Raw genomic sequence first — 24,227 nt, 5'->3', positions numbered from 1 at the left:
GGAATTCGTAATGAACAATAAACTAATTCAAAAAAGTATTAGTTTGCTTTTACTACTGATCTTCGGATTTGGTTGTAAAAACGATACTGATATAATAAGAATAAACCCTGATGCCGGCCCGAGCTTTATTGATATTGAAAGTGACGGTTATATGGTGGAATTATCAGCAAGACCTGTTGATAAAGGACAAATTGGTACCTGGAAAGTATATATTGGAGAGAATGGCAATTTTGAAGACATTCATAATCCAACTTCAAAATTTTATGGAGAACCGGGTATCACATATCAACTTATTTGGGAAGTTACTGAAGGAGATCAATATAAGACAGATCTAATAACAGTCTCTTATAAAAACCTTACTCCAACGATTCTTACCGAAATCCCTCAGGATACACTTTTTCATAATGTTTCGACCTACTTAACTGCAGTAGCACCAAAATACGGTGCTGCTGGCAGTTGGTCCATTTTAGAAGGTGACGGTGGAAATATAGAAATGATCAATGACAGCACTGCTACTTTTGTTGGTTTGAAAAACACAACATACAAAGTGCAGTGGGCTTTATCATTCGGCAATCAGACAGTCACAGAAGAGCTTGAATTTGTAACTAATGAACTGAAAGCTTTAGCGGGTGATGATAACTTAGATATTATCACTGACTTAAATAGCAAAGAAGAAAAATTCTACACTTTGGAAGCTTTTCTTCCAGCAGGTGCTAAAGGAAACTGGACACTGATTGGTGGAGAAAATGGAGAAGTATATCATAAAAATCTTCCTCATTCTCTTTTTAAAGGTGATCCGGATACCGAGTATGAACTGGCTTGGCAAGTGGAAGTAAATAACACCGTTTCTATAGACACAGTAAAAATCAGATTCAGAGGAAAATGGGGTGTTTGGGTAGATAACCGTGATAATCAGGAGTACCGTTTTGTGGAAATCAATGGATTGGAATGGATGGCCGACAACTACAATTATGCCGAAGATCCAGGTAATCAATCGTGGTACTATGGATATGGTTATAGAGCACTGATTCAAGATGGTCATGCTCTTGATGATGAAGAGGAAAGAAAACGTTATGGCCGTCTATACTTTATTGATGTTGCCATGAACAGGCCTCCTGAAGGTTGGAGGCTACCAACTGCTATCGAGTTAGATGATATTATCCGATTATATGGTGGAGAATTATACGCCAAAGAAGCCTTAAAAGTAGGAGGAGAGTCTGGAATGGAAATTAATTTCCCAGGTTACTTGTCTTTCAGTGATGTTTCTGACCCTGCATTTAGACACATCTTCAAGAGTCAGGAAAAAGAAGTTCTAATCATGACCTCAGACATCAATCAAGACACAGGTATGGGATATGTTTTTCTAATGAATACTTCAATTCCAAATGTGGGGTTTGCTGTCATGAACACTTACTTCAACGGTATGACAGTTCGCTATGTACGTGAAAAACAATAAGGCTAAAATTGAGAAAATGAAAAAATTATTGATATTAATGTTCTTAAGTATTGGCTTTGTATTCAGTGCTTTTGGACAACAGAACTCACTTAAGGGGGATGATATAGTTAGCGGAAAAATCAGGATTAAATTTGCTAAAGATGTACTTGATACTTCTTCAAGTTTAAGGTTGTCTTCCTCTAACAATAGAGTTGGGGTAGCTCATGTAGATGATGTGAACCAACAAGTAGGAATTCACTCTATCAAAAGAGTATTTCCTTTTTCAATCAAACATGAAGCAAAACATAGAGAATATGGGCTTCATCTTTGGTATGAGATAGATTTTGATACGCTTATTGATCCTTATGCAATGATAGAAAATTACAAAGGGTTAACTGAAGTCGATATCGTAAAACCAGTCTACGCTAAAGTAAGTATTGACAATGGATCCAAACCAGTCGTCTTTAAACAAGATGTTTTTCATACTGAAAGTACTTCTGAAGAAGAATTTAAGTTTAATGACCCGCTCTTAACAGATCAATGGCACTACATAAACCATAAAGAAATTGGCGGAGAGTTCCATATAGATATTAATCTAAAAGATGGATGGGAAATTCAAACTGGACGTTCAGACATCATTGTAGCTGTGGTTGATCAAGGTGTAGATCCTTATCATGAAGACCTCAGTGCAAACATGTGGGTAAACGAAGCAGAGCTCAACGGAACACCTGGTGAAGATAGTGATGGAAATGGATACATAGATGATGTTTATGGTTACAACTTTATTGTACCAGGACCTATTACGCCTGGTGATCACGGTACTCACGTTGCAGGTACAGTTGGTGCAGTTAACAACAATGGAATTGGTGTTGCTGGTGTAGCCGGCGGTGATGGTTCAGGAAATGGTGTGAAAATCATGTCTTGCCAGGTGTTTGACTATCGTGAAAGTGGAGGAGCCAATTTTGCCGAAGCAATTGTATATGGTGCAGATAATGGTGCGGTAATTTCTCAAAACTCTTGGGGTTATAATGCTGAAAATTACTACGAACCAGAAGTATTAGAAGCAATCAGATACTTTGTTGCAGAAGCAGGTCAATATGAAGGAAGTCCTATGAAAGGCGGTGTCTTATTTTTTGCAGCGGGCAATACAGGTTTAGAGCAAAATAAATACCCTGGTGCATTTGATGAAGTAGTAGCTGTATCTGCTTTAGGACCATCAGGTTTACCTTCCTATTACACGACTCACGGGGATTGGGTAGACATCGCCGCTCCGGGGGGAGATATGCGAAGCTTTGATCAAGAAGGTGGAATTTTGAGTACACTTATTAATAATAACTACGGTTATATGGAAGGTACTTCAATGGCTTGTCCTCACGTATGTGGTGTTGCGGCTTTGATCATTTCAAAATTTGGAGGTGAAGATTTTACAGCTTCAGATCTTAAGAGAATTTTATTGAATTCAGCAGCTCCTTTTACATTCCAGCATGAAAATAAATTTGGTAGAGGTGTGCTTAATGCAGCCAATGCTTTAGCCGATGATAATCGCATTCCACCTAATGCAATTGAAGACTTAAGAGCAGGTGAAATTCTTCATGATGAAGTAACATTAGAATGGACAGTTCCTGTTGATGAAGACAGTCAAGGCCCTGGTATTTTTTACTTAGCTTTTTCTACAGAAGAAATCACTGAAGAAAACTTCAATAATCAATTGATTTTTGGTATTGAAAACAACTTGGCTGAGGGAGATACAATGCGTGTACGCTTCAATCAATTATTGAAAAAGTCAGACTACTGGTTTGCCTTAAAATCAGCGGATCAATTCACCAATTTATCTGATATTTCAAATATCTTAAAAGTAACAACTGTAGATGAACCTCATTTCATGGCCTCTACAGATCAAATTTACGTTACTATTGATGTAAACGAACAAACAACCGCCGAAGCTCCATTAGAATTTTCGAATATTGGAGACGGTACTGTTTACTGGTCTGCTTTAGTTACCAATGAACACAACTTTCATCAAGAATATGGTATAGAATCTCAATCTGCTTCAGTAGCACAAACCGAAGTGAATAAGGTGTTGAGTATGCCTTTGAACTACAATAATGAAGTGGCGGTAAATGCTGTGGACCCATCTATTGGATTTCCTACAGCAATGGAAGTGACTGAGGTAGAGGAATCTATTTTACATTCTAATGAACACTGGAAAAACGATGTTACTGAATACACATCAGGAATGTCTTATGAATTGTATGAAGGCCCTAGTATTATTGTAGGTTCAGGTAACCCAAATGCAGGTTTAATCTATGCAACTCGTTTCCATATTCCATATGATTATGAATTTAATTTAACTCATATTGAATTAGGGATGCTCCCAACTGTAAGTGACAAGCCTTTCTTTATTGAAGTTCGAAAAGGAGGGTACAGAAACTTATTGGAATCTGAATTAGTGTATACACAAGAGTATTACCCTGACACAGCAGGTGTAATGAAATATTACAGAATGCCATTGTATGAGCCTCAATTTTTTGATGAAAATGAGACTTTCTGGACAGTTATTCATTTCCCTAAAGAAATTGAAAGACCACTATTACTTCAATTTGGTTTTATTCCTTCTGAAGTCGACAACTTCATTGTATCGAGAGATAATGGAAGAACTTATGAGTCAGCTGTTGCACTTTCAGCAAGAAGTACAATTCCACTTTTAAGAGTTTTAAGTACTGGTAGCAATGGTTCTTTTGTATTTATTGATCCAACAGCCGGAAAAGTTCAATCAGGTGAGACCACTTCAGTGAAAGCTACAATAGATGCTCAATCCTTAACCAATGGACAACACCTTGCATCTTTAGGAATTCTAACTAATGATATTCACAAACCCATTGTCAATATTGAAGTGAAAGTAGATGTCTCTGGTCATAACCCTGACATCAACCTTTCAAAACAATATGAATTAGAAAGCTTTACTAATGTTGAAAAAGAACATGAAGTAACTTTAGAAAATAAAGGTTTTGGCGATTTTATCATTAGAAGTTATGAAATTGATGGAACAGTAGTTACGCTTGAAGATTCTATAGTAGTTGGAGCAAAATCTATTCAGCCTTTCAAATTTAATTTCACTACTACAAGCAATGGAATTCATAGGAAAGATTTGATATTAAACTCTGATGACAGCCAGGTAAGTATCCCTTTAACAATCTCTAGCGTAATTGCCCCAAGTGTCAATGCCATGTTGGAAGCGACTGAATTTGACATCACTTACGGAGAGAAAAAAGAAGTGATTTTAACTTTAGAAAATACTGGATCGCAAGCTGATTTGGAATATGATCTAACTCCTTACAGTCAATTAGCACTTAAAGGCGGAGTTCTTCCAGAACCATTGACCTATTCTATCAAAACAAAGCCATTTGATGGAAAATTATGGGATGAAATCAATCAAATTGGTCAAGCAATTGATACAGATATAAATTTTGAGTCTTATGACTTCGGTATGGACTTCCCATTCTTTAATGAGCAGTTAAAGAAATTTGATCTAACATATAATGCGAGCATATTCCTCTATAATTATATGGCATGTGCTCCTCTAAGATTTGAAGAAGGTTATCAACGTGCAATAGAGATGAAGTACCATGCTTACGGTGATAAATTTGCTCTTTCAATGAAGACAAATCACCTTATTTGGGATTCTAAAACTATTGTTAAAAATACTGATTTAGAGTATCAGGTTGTATTCCATAGAAATGGTACAATTGAATACAATTATATTAATGTAGAAGATATTGATCCTGAAACAAGATATCAAGTGTATACGCTTGGGTTCTTGGTTACAGATACTTTAATGTACAAGGACTTTGATGATGCTCCATTAAAAAATGGAACTACTGTAGCTTTTGAACCTACTTCAGATATCAATATGGTTTATGATATCACGCCTTCAAAAGGTATTGTTGCTCCAGGAAGAAGTGTTGACTTGAAAGTGACTTTAGATCCTGAATTCAATAAGCAAATCAACGGGACCTATAAAAATTCAATTGTTGTAAAATCCAATACAGTTGAAGGTTCAACAAGTCTTCCTTTCACAGTAAATGTGCAAGGTTCACCAGACATTGAAGCAGTTGATTCTTTGCTCTTTGGAGAAGTGAAAATTGGTTTAGATGACACAGAGTTTATCAAACTTGAAAACTCAGGATCTGCTCCAGTGACTATTTCATCCATTTCCATTTCAAATGAATTATTCTCTATTGATGATGCTTTATTGAATACAGAAATTAAAGGACAATCTAATTTTCCTCTTCCAGTTGTGTTTACACCAACATCAACTTCTCAAGAAGAAGGTAAAATCAATATTATTTTCAGTGATGGAACAATCACTCAAACTAGTGTTGTAGCAGATGGTATTTACGATGCTGATTACGTTCATAATTTTCCTTCAGAGATTACTTTTGATGGAACAATTGGAGAAACAAAAAATTATGATGTATATATCCAGAATGAAAGTAATGGTGTTGATTTCGAGTATGTAATTCAAGAAGGTTTATTTACTTCTCTTGAAAATGATGCAATCAATGACACATTTGACAGCACTGCTTTTGGATTCATGAAGGATGATTATGGATACACTTGGCATACAAGTAATTCAGAAAACGATTTTTACCGTTGGGAAAATATCAAAAATGAGAGCGTACTTTCACTGGTTGATGGTAAACCATTAGCAATAGGTCTTCCATTTGATTTCCCTTTCTATGGAGAAGAATATGACAGTATCTGGGTGTCAATTCACGGTATGGCCTCGGTTCTTCCAATGGAAGAAGATTTCTTAAACCAACGATTTGAGAAAGAAGACGGAGTAAGCGGTATTATTGCACCTTTCTGGTCTTACCTTAAATATTCTGGAACAGACAGTGTTTACTACAAAGTAACGGAGGATCGCTTATTAGTACAATGGAATAATATCATTGGTAAAGATGCTACTTCTAGCCCTGGTATTTTGAGTTTCGGATTTGAAATAGTGAAAGATGGGCGAATTTATTTCCATTATAAAAAACTGGATACATGGGGTGGTTTATTAAGATACGGTTTAGAAAGCCCTGATGAAAAATACACTTTACAAGATGAAAATGTATTAATTGTCAATCAATCTAAACTCACCGATAAATCAACAATAGCAATTGTTCCTCCAGTTCATCACAAGGTCAATGCCAACGCAAAAGATAGTTTTACACTTTCAATCAACACTTCAAGATTCAATTATTCTGGTGCCTATGTTGATACGTTGAGAGTTAGAACAAACAGTGATATCAAACCTATCATTGAAATCCCAGTTAAAGTAAATCTTACAGGAACTTCAGCGTTATCAGTATTAAATGATGTTGACTTTGATGAGGTTGTTTTTGAAGAAAACTTGAGTATTTCTGAAAATATTCAGCTAATGAATAGTGGTAATAATGATTTAGAAATCACTCAAATCACAAAAACTGATCTCGATAAAGTAGACTTCTTTGATGAAGAAGGTAATCAAATGATCATGAATAGTTCTGGCGTATTATTATCACCAATTAAAATTGCTCCATGGGAAGTTATAACTGTTAAAGCGGTTTTCCCAATAGCAGAGCAAAGTGATATTAATGGGAAAATAAACTTCATCAATACTGCTGGGGAATCTTCAGCTATAATTACAGCAGAGTTGGTTGATTCACCAGTCTTTAAATGGAATGCTACAAACCAAGAATATTCATTGAGAGGTACTGATACAACAACATATTCATTCAACATTGAAAACGACGGTACTTCTAAGTTGAAATACACTGTTATTCCTGCTGTTTTACCAGAAATTGATCCAACTGTAATTCCTGGTGTAATAGATGAAATCGGTGAAATAAAAACTACGAATGGTTTAGCTGTTGATTCATTAGCTATCGATTGGAGTGAGGATGCAGATGGCGTGTTCACACCGTTTGTGGTAGGTGCAAAATTAGGTTTTGCCAATCGATTTGTGGCTCCAGAAGGTGGATTTGACATCACACATGTAAAAGTGTATTCCTACATTCAAAACATCAATGAATATGTGAGAATCATGATCAGCCAAGGAGGTGATTTACCACAGGATGGTACTATTTTATTAGATCAAAAATTCCAAATTGTTGAAGTAATTGATGAAGATTGGATGTATTTTGAACTGGAAAAACCTTTCCATATTCCAGAAGGTGAAGCTTTCTATATAGGTGTAGGATTACCTGTGACTCACAAGTATATGGGTTTCAACACTTCAGAAGATAGATCAATATTGGACAATACTTTCAGTGGTGTATTCAGCGGTGAAGAAGGAGATGATAAATACCGTTGGTGGCAAGCAAATGACTATGAGAAGTTTGTTTGGAAAATCAGGCCTTTAACTGCCAGTGCTGAAAATAAATGGCTATCATTAGATCAAAAAGAGGGAGTGCTTTCTGAAGGTGGTTTATCTGAAGTGACAGCAACAATCAATGCTTCTGCTGCAAACCCAGGTCAAAATGTAGCTTCTATCATCGTGACTTCAAATGATATCAATAATAAAAAGACGCTAGTGAAGATGAATGTATCGGTCAATGGCCGTCCTACATTCACACACACGCCAAACAGTTATCAAGATACATTGAGAGTCAGCGAAGATGGGGAATATGTATTCAACTATTTATTTGAAGATCCTGAAGGTGATCTTATGACTATTCAAGTGGATTCAAATAATATTCAGAAGATTCAATACCACTTCCAACAAGATGGTGCACAAACCGCTTCTTTAAAAGTGAATGCAGATTATGAAAGTGAAGGTATTTATAGTCTTCCAATTTCAGTGTCAGACGAATTTGGTAACATCACTAGAGATACAACTTTTATAGAGGTTACTCATAAAAACAGACCTCCAGTGTTGAATATGGATTATGCCATCATCAGAATTAACTTGGCTGATACTATTCAAACTGTCACAATTGATCCAAACGATCTATTTGAAGATCCTGACGGAGATCAACTTCAAATTTATGCGAGAAATGACAACCCGAATATTGTTGACTTAGCACTAGGCTATGCTCACATCAATATTAATCCTAATACAGAAGGAGTAGGGCGATTGTTATTTGTTGCAGACGATGGAAAAGAAAATGGTTTAGTAGGATACTTTGTTTATGTTGAAATTATTGACGATCCTTCTGCGGTGATGAACGGCAGAGATCAAAATGGAGAACCAATCCACTTAGATCTTGGATCATTTGAACACTCAACAGTTTACCCTAACCCTGTTACTGAAGGTAAAGCAATCTTGGCTTATAAAGTTGATGAACAAGCAAATGTCCAGTTTGAAGTAGTTGATATTCATGGTAAAAGCATCTATAGAAAATCATATACACAACAACCTGCTGGTATGCATTCTGAATTAATTCCTTTAGAAGGTTTACCTCAAGGAGTTTATATTCTGAAAGTGAATGTGGATATGCAATATGCAAAATCCCATAAACTTCTAATTAAGTAAATATTGAATTGGATTAAACAGCAAATGCACTAAGTTATTCTTGGTGCATTTCTTTTTAAGCTTAAGATAACAGCTCCTCAATAATTAGAAAACTGCTTAGCAGATTCATACTTAAGATTGATCAGCATAAAAAAACAGCACCTGAATTTAATTATTCATGGTGCTGTCTTTTTGTATATAATCAATACTTTTAAGCATCTTGACTTCATCAGTATCGCTATTGCCTTTTTGTAATTTCGTCTCTTAATTGGGCCGCTTTCATATAATCCTCATCTTCAATTGCTTTTTGAAGCATTTTATTCAGTTGGTCTAATGAAACAGTAGATAAATCACCACCAACTGATTCAGAAATAACATTACTGTCATCTTCATCTTCAACTCCTTCGAAGTCTTCGATTTCCAAATCGTCATCTTCTTCTAAATCATCGTCAATGTGATCTACTTCATCCTGTTCTAATTCTTCAACCTGTATACCTGCTTCACCCATTATATTTTCATATGCATAAATAGGGGCGTTGAATCGAATTCCGATTGCCACAGCGTCAGATGGACGTGAATCTAAAACAATTTCTTCTCCATCTGCAGTAATGATATGAATGTCAGCATAAAAAACTCCCTCTTTCAAATTGGAAATCTGTATATGATTAATAGATGCTCCTAATTTTAAAGCGAAGTTTTTAAACAAGTCGTGTGTCATTGGTCTGTTAGATGAAATTTTTTCAATCTCCAATGCAATAGCTTGTGCTTCAAACATACCAATTATAATTGGCAGTCTTCTATTTCCATGTTTCTCTCCAAGTACTAGAGCAAAAGAACCATGTGAGGTATGGCTAGCTGATAGCCCTAATATTTCTAATCTTACTTTATTCAAGACGTTTTTTATTAATTTCTACACAAATCTAAACATTATCAGCAAAAATCTAAATTGAATTTTGCTGACTTAGCTGTTTTATGGCAATATCTAGCTCATCCATAGTGTCTACCTCACTCAAAGTTTGTTCAGAAAGTGGAGTAATTAATTTAATATTGGCATCTTCAATGACTTCTCTTAAACTATTTTTTCCAAAAGCTAATGATTGTAAAAGCAGGAGATAGGCACGTGGTTCCCAAATACCAAGAAGTGGTTGAGGATCACCTGTATTTGTTGATTTATAAAGTGTCGCAACCTTTGTAGGATCTCTTTGCTCAATCAAATGCATAATTGTTTTGTCGTCTACAAAAGGTAAATCTACAGCAACTGTGATCCATGCTGCATTGGGATTACTTCTAAAGGCAGTCAATAATGCTCCAAAAGGGCCCAAATTCAAAAAGGTATCAGGAAGAAGGTTCAATTGATCAGAAAAAGTGTCAATTTGATCCGGTCGGCATGACATAAATGACGCGTTTGTATATTTTGAAAGAATCTCTTTCATATGGAAACGCTGCTCTCTGCCATGATAGTTAATTCTAGCTTTATCCTTACCACCCATTCTTTTACTTCTACCACCTGCAAGAAGCAAACCATTAATCTGACCAATATCAGCTTTAATTTTACCCTCTATTACTTGACAAATGTGATGTATTTTTTCAATGGGGAAGGCTGGCTTTTGGAGTATATTATGGATACGTTCATGCAAAATATCTGGAATATCAGCCTCCGTTGTTCCATCAGCATAGATAATGCAAAGTAAATTGCTTAAACGGCTGATTTTACGACTGATTTTAGAAGTGTTTTCTTTATCAATGATCAGTATTTGTTTCGACGCTTTGAAGTGGTTTCCATTGATAAAAGCAACATCAATATCATTTAACACAACATGTCTATCATTGACGCTCAATGCTTTCTTTACATCAATCCTCGAAAATGTGATTTTATCAATGATCTCAACTCTTGACTTATGAGATAAAGAAGTTTGAGAATCCACACCTAATTCTTTCTCTAACTCAGAAAACTGATGATCACAATCAATATAACCTATATTCCAATTTTTAGATAAACTTTCAGTCAATCTAAAAATCAACTCTTTAATTTTGCTGGAAGAAGTACCTAAAAAAGCAACTTCAGTCCTACAAAACCTTCCAACTTTTGGACGTACTAAATCATTTCCCTGCATAAGATCTTCGGATTATTCTATGTAAAGTTACAAACATTGATTATAGGTGCAAAATCATTTTCACATTGAAAAATCTTTGCGATAAAGTATTTGGCACAGCATATTGTGTACCATCATAAGTAGACACCCACGTATGGGAAATCACATTGTTGTTACCAAGTATATTCAATATTTCTACTCCAAGTGATAGATTCTTTAAAAATTCTTCACTTGGGTTATCTGCTTGTTTATTGAGTGCAATTATTTTTTGAAAACCAACATCTAATCTCATATAATCGTTCCCTCCGCTAAATGAGTTCCTTAGTTCAGGATTGTTAGGAGGACCAAAAGGCAAGCCCGAACCATACATAAACCTCATATTCATCCTCATAGTAGGATTATTGGGTAGATGATCCTGGAAAAACATGGTAAATGTAACTCTCTGATCCGTTGGTCTTCTGATGTAACCTCTAGGGTCTCCGTCAACCTTTTCTTTGGTACTCATCACACTCATACCAACCCACGATTGAGTTCCTGGAATAAATTCACCACTTAACCGAGTATCAATACCAACTGCATAAGCCTCAGCCTCATTTTCTCCAGAATAACGAATTCGAATATTATCTACATCATAAGGAACAACATTCCACATTTGTTTATAATACACTTCAGAAATCAATTTAAAAGGACGACCCCATTGCTCAAAATTATAATCAATACCACCTATAAAGTGCATGGAACCTTGTGCTTTCAAATCCAAATTGAGTGACCCGTCAGGTCTCCTCATTTCCCTGTAAAAAGGTGGTTGGTAATAAACACCTGTGGCAAATGAGAAAATAATATCCCTTTTCCATTCTGGTCTAAAAGCATATTGTAAACGTGGGCTAACATTCACTTCTTCATTGATTGACCAATACGTTCCTCTTAAACCTACTGTTATTCTATGTAGATCACTAGGAGAGAGGTAAGTACTTTGAAGGTAAGCTGAATAACGTTGAGAAGAAACCTCATTGACAGCCCTGAATTGATCTTCAACTGAAATTACATAATCTGCTGAATCTTTTACTTTATATTCATTCAAATTATCCTCAATATCTTCAAATTTGGCTTGGAAACCGACTTCAGTTCTCCAGAAATGATTGTGTTCATACTCATTCCTGTTTTCAATAATGAATACATTCCCTTTTAAAGTATTCCTAGAATATTGAAATTCTCCACCAAGACCTCTTTCTGTAACGTTGCCATTAATTCCCCCCAAGTCTTCCAAATCACTAATTCTATAACCACTCTCCAGATTACTTCTTTCACGCTCTTGGGTAATCATCGCCGAAGTAATCAGATTACTAGTCAATTTAGGATTGAATGTATGAATCAATTTCAAACCACCTTGGAAAGTATCATAGTCCAATTGTTCTTTTCCTTGAAAAGCAATGGTCAAGTTATTGATGCCTTCACCTGTTTGGAAATTTGTACTTCTTGTAGATGGGAAAACACTGTATCTATTGGCTCCATAAGAAAGTACAGCATCGATATAAGTCTTTCCGTATTTATCTTTTCCAGAAATATCAAAACTTAAATAAGACTGTACATCACCAAAACGGGGTTTATATTCACCCTGCGTCTGTAAAGTACTTAATAAGTATTCTGTTGATTTATATCTTGCTCCAATAATCGCAGAGTGCTTTTTATTTTTTGAAGCTCCTTCCAACGTCAAAGAACCGCCAAGTAATGATGCTTCAAGTGTACCTCCAAAATCAACGGGCTTTTTATATCTTATATTTAATGACGAGGATAATTTATCACCATATTTTGCTTCCCATCCACCTGATGAGAACTCAATATCTTCCACCATATTTGTGTTCACAAAGCTCAAACCTTCTTGTTGCCCCGCTCTCGCTATAAATGGTCTATAGATTTCTATATTGTTGACATATACTAAGTTTTCATCAAAACTACCTCCACGTACTGAATAGTCAGAAGATAGCTCGTTGTTAGAGGCAATGCCCAAAGCTCCAGATGCTACCAATTGTTGCGTAAACTCTCCGTAGCCAACTGGTATTTCTCTAAGATCATCACCTTTCACAAATACAGTACTTGGTTTGTCCCTTAGCTCTTGTTGTGTTTTATCACCAGAAATCTCCACTTCCTTCAAATGGTAAATTTGCTTGAATAATCTTGCATCAAGCGTTTTAATCTCATTTTCTGTCAATCTCACTTCAAAGGCTCTAGGAGAGAAGCTAGGATGTGAGAAGAAAACGGTAATTGTTGAATCTGCTGGTAATGTCAGAATATATCCGCCTTTATCATTGGTTAGATAAAAATTCTGTTTGTTTTTACCTTCTTGTACTATAGCTGATCGAATTGGCATTCCTACAGAATCTATCAGAACACCTCTAAGTGTTGCGGTCTGAGCAATTGAATCATGACTGGCTCCGACGAATAAAACGAGTAATAGTGAACAGAAGGATAGACTTAGTTTTTTAAGCATAATTGCAAAAAACGGTATTAAAAAATTGGTATACTTTAAAGAAAGTACATTTAAAAATTAATCTAATTTAGTGATTTTAAAATCTAGTTTACATTTTACACGTAATTTATCTAAAAAGTTAAGTTATTTTTGCTTTTTATAATTATATTAATTTCGTGAAACTAACTTTAGTTACTAAAATAATAGATAATGAATAGCAATATTGTAGATAATGTAAGGAATTATTTTGGGTCAGAATTCCCTGATGAAGTAGCTTTAGACCAAGCTTATCTTCATATGGGTGTATTCATGGGTTGGGTAATCAAAAATGATTTCTACAGTGATGACTATGAAGATGAATACGGCGCTCAGATTATACACTTTATGAATAATGATATCTCTCCAATCATATTAGCAGAGACTCTAGACGGTATTATTGACTATTCTCTATTCAGAGAAACATTAAAGCCATTTGTTAGATCATATTATGGCAGTGGGCAATACTTGGCAGACTATCAAAAAACATTATCTGAAGGATTAAATTCCATGTTTCACGTAAAAGACAGCTGGGAGAATTTTGATATCATGAAAGTGGTCATTTCAAACAGATATAAAGCCTGGCTAACGTCTTAAAGACTATATTTTTTTGCCTTTTTTTTAGAATACCTTTTTATTTCATCTTTTTAATTGGGTCTACATATAATATTTAAGTAATTTTATGTTTCACTTTTATATATAGATCACAATTCCCTCTATTCGATAATGAAAGGATCTTTCAAGCGAATATTTTTTGGTATTCTTCTTTTATTCATAATTCTTTTAGGCTCAATCTATGGTATATTAAGAGTACCATACATACAAAACCTAGTTGTCCAAAAAGTTACTTCTTATGTTTCAGAAAAAACAAACAGTGACTTTCAAATAGGATACATAGCCCTAAATTTCCCAAAATCATTAGTTATTGAGGAGGTTTCCTTGATTACACCTAAAAATGAGGTGCTTTTTTCCGCTCAGGAACTTGAAGTTGATATTGATTTTGAAACACTTTCTCTAGAGAAAATCATCCTCGATGAAATTGCTCTAAGAGGATTTTCTTCTACAATTGTTGTAGGTACTGATGAGAAATTTAATTTTGATTATTTAATAGAAGCCTTTGCTTCTGGTGAGGAAGAGGAAGTCGTAGAAGATACAACTTCATCACCTTTACCAGAAATTGTAATTCATTCTATTTTGATCGAAAATACCACTTTCAATTACGTTGATAGTATTTTGAACTTAACTGCTGAGGTTGAAATAGGAAGAGCAGAAACATCAATTCCTCAAATAGACCTTAATAACAGCATTTATGCCATTGATTATTTTGCATTAAATAATTCAACGGTTGTTTATACTCAGTTTGGTCCAATGCCAGTAAGTGAAGATGTTCCAGTTGAGGAAAGTCCTGAAAGTACTCCTTTTATATTAAAACTGAAAAAAGGTAAGATTGATAATTTCTCTTTGTATTATAATGAAAATGTCCTCAAAGAGAAAGCACAAGTGAAGATTGGCTTCTATGAAATTGATAATCACTTATTCGATTTAGAAAAGACAATCATCTCAATTGAAAGTAATAAATTAACTAATTCTCATATTAAGTATGCTTTGGTCTCTGATACTTTGAAAGTTGATGAGCCGTATGTAAAACCTAAGTTGACAAGGTTAGAATCTTTGGATTTAGGATGGAACATTAATATCAAAGAAACACAGATTGAAAAACTTTCTTTGAAATACGATGACAACTTGTATGAAAAAGTCGAGTCGGGCTTAGATCCAAATCACATTTATTTTAATCAGATTGATAACATTACAAATGATATTGTTATTGACAATGATAAAATTGACCTCGAAGTTTTCTCTTTTTATGTGAGTGAGAAAAGTGGTTTTAAGGTCAATAATCTTAGAACTGATGTTTCTATTCAACCCAGAGAATTATCCGTAAATAACTTGTTGCTTGAGCTCAACAATAGTTTCATTCAAAATGATCTTTATCTCCGCTATCCAAATTTGTTTTTAATAGGGGATTATCCTGAAAAATTGTATTTCAAAAATTCATTAAAAAAGGCGCATATCGCCTTTAGTGATGCCACTATTTTTGATCCAACATTAAAATCAGATACTCTTATTCAACCTTTCTTAGAACATGATCTTGATGCAAAAACAGTCGTGGAAGGGGATTTAGCAAAAATGTCAATTGATAACACTGAGCTATCAACAAGTCTTGGCATAAGCACTTACTTTAAAATGGATTTAGCCAATGTAATGTCTGATGATTCATTGAGCTATAGTATAACAATAGATTCACTTCAGTTTTACACACCTCCTTTATTAGATATTTTCTTGGATTCTGCAATGCAACAGGATTATAGAATTCCTCGAAGAATACAAGGGAACATAGGAGCACAAGGAGGATTAACACATGTTACTACACAATCCCAAATCAATATTTTTGACAATGGATATTTTACTTTAAACTTCGACCTTAAAAATGAAGATGAATATGCCCTGAAAACAAAAACATATGATTTAGATATCGGGCGTATTTTAAAAGATTCTACCATCGGAAAGATAAGCACTGACTTAACACTGACGGGAAAAGGGTTTGATGTGGAAAAAGATCTAATCGCCGAACTTTCATTTATTCTTCAGAAAGCAGAATACAACGATTACGATTATAAAGGCTTGTCTATGAAAATGAGTATTGATAGACAGTCAGCCAAATGGAAAGCTTTTGCGGATAAAGAAGCTATGAATTTTGACCTTGTAGGAACTGTAGATATGAATAAAGAAATTCCGACAGCATCTATTAATGGTAAGGTCAATGTAATAGACTTATATGAACTCAATCTATATGAAGATACACTTGCATTTGGTATGGATATAGAATCAAATACGATTGGATTTGATGTAGAAAACCTAAATTCAACACTCAATTTAGATAAAATTTATTTCATACAAGATAAAGAAAGACATGATGTAAGTTATGTGAAATCACACGTTGAATTAGATAGCACTCATTTCTTTGTCAATTTAGAATCTGAGGCTGTCGAAGCTCGTGTCGAATCTGACGTAACTCTTGACAGCATTTCAGTGATGATTGAACGTTACTTCTCACAATTCTTATCTTCTAGAAAGATGATTGGTAAATTGCCACCATCAAAAGGAAATCTAAATGGTTATGTTAAAATCAAGGATAGTGAACTGCTTACTAATGGTACAATTCAGGATTTAGACAGTCTGGAATTTGAAAAATGTGAGTTCCACTTCAACGCTGCCGCCAACACTTTCGATTTTGATTTACTCATTCCAAAGATTGCTTATTCTGATTATCATTTAGATACTATTTATACCAACGTTCACGCCAACACAGAGAAGTTGAAATATGATTTAGGGTTTCATCGTTTCTTAATGCTTGGCTATGAAGATTATGCTGTTCACCATTGGAATTTTGGAGGGGATGGATCAAACAATCATCTTACTTTTAAAACGGAAGGATTTAGTGAAGATTATCAAAAACAATGGTTGTATATGGGAGGTGATCTTGAATTAGATTCAACCACTTATAAATTTAGTTTAGAAGATAAGATTATCGTCAATAATGAACACTGGGCTGTCAACAAGGATAATTATATTTTGTCTGATGGAAATATGCCTTATGTCAATAATTTGCATATCGAAAAGGGAGCACAGCGGATCAAACTTGAAACCACTCAGTTTGATGAAAAAGACACAGTGTATACATTCCAAATTAATAAGTTTTCACTTGACTCCGCTACCTATAATGTCAAAACTGATACTTCATTAATCAATGGTGAGATCAATGCTTTAGTAAATATCGGTAACCTTCACAATGGCGGAGATTTATCAGCTGATTTGTCAATTGATAAATTTGGGTTCTTCAACCATATTCTAGCAACGATAAAAAATACAGCTTCAAATACTCGAAATAGAGATATTTACAAAAATGAGACAAGCATAAAAGGAGCTATTGGTGAAATTACTTCAGAAGCTACTTACAATATGGTGGACAGTATTGCACCGCTTGATTTGTCCATTGACGTAGATGAATTACTACTTGAACCTTTTGAAAAATTCTCTACTGGTTATGCTTCAAACTTAAGTGGCGGTTTTAATGGAGGTATCAAAGTTAAAGGTCTGGGAAAAGCACCATTACATGTAGCTGGTGAAATATTGATGGATAAACCATCCTTTAAAGTTGATCTTCTAAATGTCAGTTTGACAGGTATTGATGGAAAAATGGTATTTGATAATTCAGGAATACATTTCAACCAATTTGGTTTCAAAGATGATGAAGGACATTTAGCAATTTTGAAAGGCGATATTGAAACTGAAAACTATGAAGAGTTCAATTTCAACTTAAGTTTCTCGGCCGATGATATTACTTTAATCAATTCTACTTCACAAGATAATCCTGAGTATTACGGAAAATTGATAGTTGGTAATTTAACTAAGATAAAAGGTCCTTTAGATCATTTAATCATAGACTCAGATGTAAGAATCAGCAGAGGTACAGATCTTACTTATGTATATATGGACGGTGGTGTTGGTGATGTTGACACCGGTGATGACATTATTAATTTTGTTGAAAAAGGCGATACCACTGTTGTGAAAACCAAAGGCGATAACTATGAGATCTCAGCAACCATTCATATTGATGAACAATCTATATTTAAAGTGGTAATTGATCCTAGAGCAGGTGATGCATTGACCTTAGTTGGTGGTGGCACTCTAAACTTAAGAATGGACGGAGGAGATGATATGGTGATGTCTGGTCAATATACTATCACAGAAGGTGATTATTCGATGACCTTCTATCAGCTTATGAATAAAAAACTAAAGCTCGCCAAAGGAAGTAGTGTACTCTGGACCGGAGATCCCTATAACCCTCAAGCGAATATGACAGCAATTTATGAAGCTTCTACATCTCCATATCCTTTAGTAGCTAATCAAATTTCACAAGCAGAGGTCAATCAATATAAAGCCAAAAGGAAATTTATTGTTTATATGAATATGAATGGCGATGTGATCAAACCTGAACTTTCATTTAAACTAGAATACCCTGAAGGTAGTCAAGGTGGTGATAAAATTGCTTCAGCTGTTGAAAACTTGAATCAAGATGAATCACAATTGAACAAGCAGGTATTTGCCTTACTGATTTTAGGAACATTCCTGAATGACGCTGGAGGAGAAGGAGCAAGCACCTCTGATATGGTGGCTGGTTCTGTTAGTTCAATCATAAGTCAGCAATTGAATAATGTCACTGATAATCTTACGAATGGCTTTGTAGATGTTGATTTTGACTTGGATTCTTATTCTCAAACAGAGGGTGACCACTCAAGTAATAGAACAGATGTGGGTGTTACATTAAAAAAGACTTTATTTAATGATCGATTAAGTGTTTCTGTAGGTGGTAAAATGGCTGTCAATGGTAATCAAAATGCCAATAACAACAACTCCAATAGTTTTAATACTGACTTCTTACTAGAATATAAATTATTGACTGACGGTACATTAAAAAACAGACTTTTCAGATCAATCGATGCTCAGTATTTTACTCCAGATGTTTTTAAAACAGGTGTTTCAATAGTGTTTACAAAAGAATATAACAATAGTAAAGAGTTGTTTATCAGAAACCTTGATAAGAAGAAAGATATTAGGAAAAGAATGGGTATGATCAAAAGATCAAACTCGGGAGGGGGCATGATGAAAGCAGCCGGTTCTGACAGCACTTCCAACAGTGGAGGTATGAAGCCAGCCAATTCAACATCAATGAAACCTGCTAAATCAGACTCTGTAAATGTAGATACAGATTCTTCGACAACGATAATCGAACAAGATAGTATCAAAAAAGAAGAAACGAAAGAGACACAATCAGAACCGATTGGTCAACAAAAACTTCCGATAAATGAATCAAACATTCTTCATTTATTTATCCCTAATCAAAAAAACGAAACTACGATAATATCATTGGCTCAAAATGATGAATAAATTATTTTTTAATATATCACTTATCTTCCTTTTGCTTCTTAACAGCTGTAGTATTACAAAATATATTGAAGAAGATAAAGCTTTTTACACAGGTGCAATTATTGAATATCATACTGACACTGTAGGTATTGATGGAGATTTAAAATATGCACTTCAAGAAGTAGCGGAGACCACTTCGCCTAATTCTAAATCTGGTGCATGGTACTATTACAGAGGAGAAAATGCCAAACGTCCAAAAGGTATGAAAAAGTGGATGGCAAAAACCTTCGGTAGTAAACCTGTTTACTATGAGGAAAATGTCATGCAAAAAACGGCAGATCTCATTCAGAACAACTTGAATAATAATGGATATTTTGATGCAAAAGTTTATTTCAAGAAAAAAAGTGACAAAAAAACAAAGTCTGCAAGCGTGAAATATGATGTTTATGTCAAGAAAACACCATATCGATTAAGCAACGTAAGTTGGGAAATGGAAGGTGATATTCCTTTGAATGAACATGTGTTATCAATCAAAGATAAATCAGAATTAGTAGGTGGAGAAAGATATAGTTTAGATAATTTTAGAGCGGAGAGAGTAAGAATCAACAATGCTTTAAAAGATTCTGGATTTTACTTTTTCAGTTCAAATTATTTAATGTTTGACCTTGACAGTGCAAAAGGCGATAATACAATTGATGTAAAAGCATACTTCAAAGAAATGCCTCCCAAAACAAAGAGGCAGTATACTATCGATTCTGTTTTATTACAACCCGACTTTGACCTTGATGGTCTTAATGCATCAAAAAGAAAGCAACAAGTGATCGAAATTGATTCTGGTATTACATTTAAAGGTGACCCTGTCAACTTAAAACCAAAAATTCTGGAAGAAACACTACAAACTAGATCAGGAGATATTTATTCAAGACATAAACACCAAGCGTCATTAAGACAATTTTCTGGCTTGGGTGTTTTCAAGTATGTCAACATGGAATTTACTCCTAAACCAACTGATGACCCGAATTATGGTAAATTAGATGTGAACGCTAAGATGTCTCAAGTGACACTTCATGCAATTTCTACAGAACTTGCCATGTCAACGTGGTCAACAGGATACTCTGGTCCTGAATTAGATATTACTTGGAAAAATAGAAATACTTTTGGAGGTGCAGAAAGACTTTCCATTACAGGTTTCACGGGCATTCAAAAACAATTTGGAGGAAAAGGAAACGGTATTGATGCCATCGCATGGTATGGTATTGATGCGAAATTATCAATTCCGAGAGTAATAGCCCCAATAGATGTACATCCAGGCGGAGACTTCTATATTCCTTATACAAATTTTGGAATTGGTTTCAAAAGGTATCATTTTTTACCGAAATACACCCTTAACTATTTCAATACTTCCTACGGTTTTGACTGGAGAACAAATGAGAATATCAAACATACTTTGAACCCAGTTGCAATCAGTTTTCAAGCCACAGGATCTACAGATAGCACTACAATCGGGCAAGCTTTTCCTTCACTAGAGGAAACATTCAGAAATCAATTTATTTTAGGCTCAAATTATTCTTTTGAATACGCACCAACATGGGACAAGAAAAGAAATTGGGGAAGTTTTTATTATAAAGGAGATATTGCTATTTCAGGTAACTTATGGTATGCCGCAATGCAAACATTAGGAGCTGAAAAAAATCCTGATACAGGTCAATATGAAATATTCGGAAGCCCCTTTTCCCAATATGTCCGTTTCACTAATGATTTAAGGTTCTTCTTTAGAACATCTAAAAAAGGTTCCTTGGCCAACCGATTAGTGATTGGGTACAGTAAACCTTGGGGGAACTCTACTGCTTTACCTTTTGTCCAACAATACTTTGTGGGAGGTCCAAACAGTATTAGGGCATTCAAAACCAGAACACTCGGACCTGGTAGTTACGATCCAAGTAAAAATTCTGATAATGACGGGCAAGACTCTGGCTTTGGCGAGCAAGCTGGTGATTTAAAGCTAGAAGGAAGCGTGGAATATCGTTATGATTTACATCAATACCTTAAGTTGGCAGCATTTGTTGATTACGGTAACGTTTGGTTATCTAATAAAAACGATGATTTACCAGGTGGTGAGTTTAAAATGGAAGAATTATTCAACGAATTAGCAATAGGAGCTGGTGTTGGCTTAAGAGTTGATGTTCAGTTTTTTGTATTACGTTTTGACTTTGCTGTTCCTGTAAAAGTACCTTATTTACCTGATGATGGTGACCAATGGGTAATTAAGAAAACTAAATTCAATGATATTGTCTTTAACTTAGCGATTGGTTATCCATTCTAATATTGAAGCCTAAAAATTAAAGAAGTATTCATTCACTTATTATTAAAATTTTCTCAATTATAATTCATGGATTTATTCATTTCTTTGATTAAATATGAACAATATAATTGTAGTAGTAGTTCTTATGCCTTATTTTTGATAAGTACTCCACAGAAATAAACTTATTTTGTGAGAAAATACTAAGAAAACTTTAAACCTGTTTCTATTTCGAGTTGATGATTTGAAATGATAGTAAAATATTTTTTCTTGGAGTATAAGGACAAGGGTAAATAAATTTTTAACTTCAGATCCTAATTATTTTAATACTTAAGATTTGTATACTTTTTAATTGATGTTTTTTTCAACCAAAGTCAAAAATTTTCAACGACTTCAAGAAATCATAAAAATCTTACTGAAGTATGGGTTTGAAGATGTTGTGTCTACTACATCACTAAGTAGGTTTGTTCCTATTGATGATTGGAAGAGAGACAACAGACCGGTACTTAAGTTCAGTCGTTCAGAACGTATACGAATGGTCATTGAAGATTTAGGTCCCACCTTTGTTAAATTTGCTCAAACCTTGAGTAACCGACCAGATATACTCCCGCAAGACTTAATTGAAGAACTTCAAAAACTGCAAGATAATGTAGCTCCTTTTTCAGAAGAAGAAGCTATGGCTATTGTAGAGAAAGAAACAGGTATGAATTTAAATGACTTTGTTTCTTTCTTTGATAATAAACCACTCGGAGCCGCCAGTATTGGTCAAGTACATAGAGCAAGATTGAAAACGGGGCAAGACGTTGTACTTAAAATTCAAAGACCTGGGGCACGAGAACAAATTCATACAGACCTGCGTTTATTACGTGAGTTTGTCAAACATACTAAACATTTCTTTGAGCGTTATGGAATTTTGAATCCTGATGAAATTATTGAAACCTTTGAGGAAAGTATCATCAATGAATTAGACTATACAATTGAAGCTAAAAACATTGTACAGTTTAGAAACGCTCATAAGAATAATGAAAAATTGCATATCCCTTATGCATATTTAGAATATACTACTAAAAAACTCCTTGTAATGGAGTATGTTAGCGGGTGTAAAATCACGGATAAAAGAACAATAGAATCTTGGGGATTAGATGTAAAACAAGTGGCTTTGAATGGCCTTCATCTTTATTTGGATCAGATTTTCAATCAAGGTTATTTTCATGCTGACCCACACCCAGGAAATGTTTTGGTTCGACCTGATGGTAAAATTATTCTGATTGATTTTGGTATGATTGGCCGTTTAACCAAATACCAAAGATATAGTTTTGCCAATTTTCTCACTTCTATGGGACATGGGGATGCGAGAGGTATGGCAATGCATTTAAGACGCATTTCTAAAGAATCTGAAGCTGAAGACTTAAGAGTATTAGAGCAAGACTTGAGTGAATTAGTTGATCGCTATATTATTCATTCTTCTGATTCTACGTTGGCAGATATCACTGGCACCCTTCAAGAAATCATTTATAAGCATCACTTAGCCGTTCCAGGATCAATCTTTATGATCCTTAGAGCATTGGCTATTCTAGAAGGTATATGCAATGTGTTATGGCCATCCTTAGAGAGTTTACCTGAGATAGAACCATATGGAAAAAAACTTGCTCAGGAACAGTTTTCATTAAAAAACCTAAGTTCTGATTTTTATTATTCTTTCTATCAGATTTCTTCATTAATCTACAATCTCCCTATGGAGCTAAAGTACATTTTGAAGAAAACAAGAACAGGGAAGTTATCTATCAATGTTGAACATAAAGGTTTAGAACCTTTAACGAAACAAATAGCGGAGTCATCTTCTAATTTAAATATAGTTTTATTAATTATAGGACTCTTGATTTCATCGTCTATTGTGATGACTTCACCGCTGACTTATTTACAAAGAAACGCTATGGGTATGCCAACTGTTAGTACAATTGGGTATTCATTATCATTAATATTAATGTTTTATCTTTTAATCAAACCGAAAAGTAAAAAATAAAATGGCGAGTATATTTACTAAAATAATCAAAGGAGAAATTCCTTCGCACAAAATATATGAAGACGATAACTACTATGCATTTCTTGATATTTCACCCGTTCAAAAAGGACATACTTTACTGATTCCAAAAGTTGAGGTAGATGATATGTTCGATTTAGACGATGATTTGCTAGCAGGATTATATGTCGCAGCCAAAAAGATTTCAAAAGCGATCAAAAAAGAATTCCCTTGTAATCGTGTTGGACACGCTGTTATAGGACTAGAAGTTCCACACGCGCACATGCACTTGATTCCTATCAGCTCAATGCATGATATGAATTTTGCGAATAAATTAAACCTAAGTCAGGAAGAATTAGCAGAAATTGCACAAAGAATTCGCACTCATTTATAAGTTATAGTCAGTATT

At 34.6% G+C, this 24,227-nt stretch carries 10 protein-coding genes; 7 read left to right on the top strand and 3 right to left on the bottom strand.

Annotated elements, in window-relative coordinates; translation table 11 throughout:
• Nucleotides 1-10 precede the first annotated feature (10 nt).
• Both AVL50_RS20320 and AVL50_RS20315 read left to right on the top strand, forming a co-directional pair.
• Nucleotides 11-1,456 (top strand): FISUMP domain-containing protein, encoded by a 1,446-nt coding sequence (locus tag AVL50_RS20320; RefSeq protein ID WP_062618317.1) that lies wholly within the window; start codon nucleotides 11-13, stop codon nucleotides 1,454-1,456.
• A 16-nt stretch (nucleotides 1,457-1,472) separates the two neighbouring features.
• The gene (locus tag AVL50_RS20315) at nucleotides 1,473-8,936 is read left to right on the top strand and encodes a S8 family serine peptidase (RefSeq protein WP_172826891.1); all 7,464 of its coding nucleotides are present in this window, start codon (nucleotides 1,473-1,475) and stop codon (nucleotides 8,934-8,936) included.
• A 217-nt stretch (nucleotides 8,937-9,153) separates the two neighbouring features.
• Here AVL50_RS20315 and AVL50_RS20310 read toward each other — a convergent pair whose 3' ends face one another.
• Genes AVL50_RS20310 through AVL50_RS20300 form a run of 3 tightly spaced genes read right to left on the bottom strand, consistent with a single transcriptional unit; the run spans nucleotide 9,154 to nucleotide 13,496 of the window.
• Nucleotides 9,154-9,807 carry a bifunctional nuclease family protein gene (locus tag AVL50_RS20310; RefSeq protein ID WP_062618315.1) on the bottom strand — a complete coding sequence of 218 codons (654 nt, stop codon included), beginning with the start codon at nucleotides 9,805-9,807 and terminating at the stop codon, nucleotides 9,154-9,156.
• A 49-nt stretch (nucleotides 9,808-9,856) separates the two neighbouring features.
• Nucleotides 9,857-11,029 (bottom strand): NTP transferase domain-containing protein, encoded by a 1,173-nt coding sequence (locus AVL50_RS32790; protein ID WP_062618314.1) that lies wholly within the window; start codon nucleotides 11,027-11,029, stop codon nucleotides 9,857-9,859.
• A gap of 40 nt (nucleotides 11,030-11,069) precedes the next feature.
• On the bottom strand, nucleotides 11,070-13,496 hold the full coding sequence (locus AVL50_RS20300) for a TonB-dependent receptor (protein WP_062618313.1): 2,427 nt from the start codon (nucleotides 13,494-13,496) through the stop codon (nucleotides 11,070-11,072).
• A gap of 189 nt (nucleotides 13,497-13,685) precedes the next feature.
• Here AVL50_RS20300 and AVL50_RS20295 point away from each other — a divergent pair, with 189 nt between their 5' ends.
• From AVL50_RS20295 to AVL50_RS20275, 5 genes are all read left to right on the top strand, one after another.
• Nucleotides 13,686-14,108, top strand: a complete 423-nt coding sequence (locus AVL50_RS20295; RefSeq protein ID WP_062618312.1) for a hypothetical protein — start codon at nucleotides 13,686-13,688, stop codon at nucleotides 14,106-14,108.
• A gap of 129 nt (nucleotides 14,109-14,237) precedes the next feature.
• Nucleotides 14,238-19,520, top strand: coding sequence for a translocation/assembly module TamB domain-containing protein (locus AVL50_RS20290; protein WP_062618311.1), 5,283 nt, complete (start codon nucleotides 14,238-14,240; stop codon nucleotides 19,518-19,520).
• Nucleotides 19,510-21,822 (top strand): BamA/TamA family outer membrane protein, encoded by a 2,313-nt coding sequence (locus tag AVL50_RS20285; RefSeq protein ID WP_062618310.1) that lies wholly within the window; start codon nucleotides 19,510-19,512, stop codon nucleotides 21,820-21,822. The genes AVL50_RS20290 and AVL50_RS20285 overlap by 11 nt, the downstream gene beginning before the upstream one ends.
• Before the next feature lie 331 nt (nucleotides 21,823-22,153).
• Nucleotides 22,154-23,821 carry an AarF/ABC1/UbiB kinase family protein gene (locus AVL50_RS20280; RefSeq protein ID WP_062618309.1) on the top strand — a complete coding sequence of 556 codons (1,668 nt, stop codon included), beginning with the start codon at nucleotides 22,154-22,156 and terminating at the stop codon, nucleotides 23,819-23,821.
• A gap of 1 nt (nucleotide 23,822) precedes the next feature.
• Nucleotides 23,823-24,212, top strand: coding sequence for an HIT family protein (locus AVL50_RS20275; protein WP_062618308.1), 390 nt, complete (start codon nucleotides 23,823-23,825; stop codon nucleotides 24,210-24,212).
• Nucleotides 24,213-24,227 lie beyond the last annotated feature (15 nt).

Origin of the sequence: Flammeovirga sp. SJP92 (genome assembly GCF_001583495.1) — a bacterium.
Taxonomy (GTDB): Bacteria; Bacteroidota; Bacteroidia; order Cytophagales; family Flammeovirgaceae; genus Flammeovirga.
The sequence above is the reverse complement of the archived record's forward strand: the minus strand, read 5'-3'. Positions and strand labels throughout refer to the sequence as shown.

Bases quoted from the DNA above. Each gene is read 5' to 3' on its own strand.
- AVL50_RS20275 (WP_062618308.1), top strand. From the start codon at position 23,823: ATGGCGAGTATATTTACTAAAATAATCAAAGGAGAAATTCCTTCGCAC.
- AVL50_RS20285 (WP_062618310.1), top strand. From the start codon at position 19,510: ATGATGAATAAATTATTTTTTAATATATCACTTATCTTCCTTTTGCTT.
- AVL50_RS20320 (WP_062618317.1), top strand. From the start codon at position 11: ATGAACAATAAACTAATTCAAAAAAGTATTAGTTTGCTTTTACTACTG.
- AVL50_RS32790 (WP_062618314.1), bottom strand. From the start codon at position 11,029: ATGCAGGGAAATGATTTAGTACGTCCAAAAGTTGGAAGGTTTTGTAGG.
- AVL50_RS20315 (WP_172826891.1), top strand. From the start codon at position 1,473: ATGAAAAAATTATTGATATTAATGTTCTTAAGTATTGGCTTTGTATTC.
- AVL50_RS20295 (WP_062618312.1), top strand. From the start codon at position 13,686: ATGAATAGCAATATTGTAGATAATGTAAGGAATTATTTTGGGTCAGAA.
- AVL50_RS20300 (WP_062618313.1), bottom strand. From the start codon at position 13,496: ATGCTTAAAAAACTAAGTCTATCCTTCTGTTCACTATTACTCGTTTTA.
- AVL50_RS20290 (WP_062618311.1), top strand. From the start codon at position 14,238: ATGAAAGGATCTTTCAAGCGAATATTTTTTGGTATTCTTCTTTTATTC.
- AVL50_RS20280 (WP_062618309.1), top strand. From the start codon at position 22,154: ATGTTTTTTTCAACCAAAGTCAAAAATTTTCAACGACTTCAAGAAATC.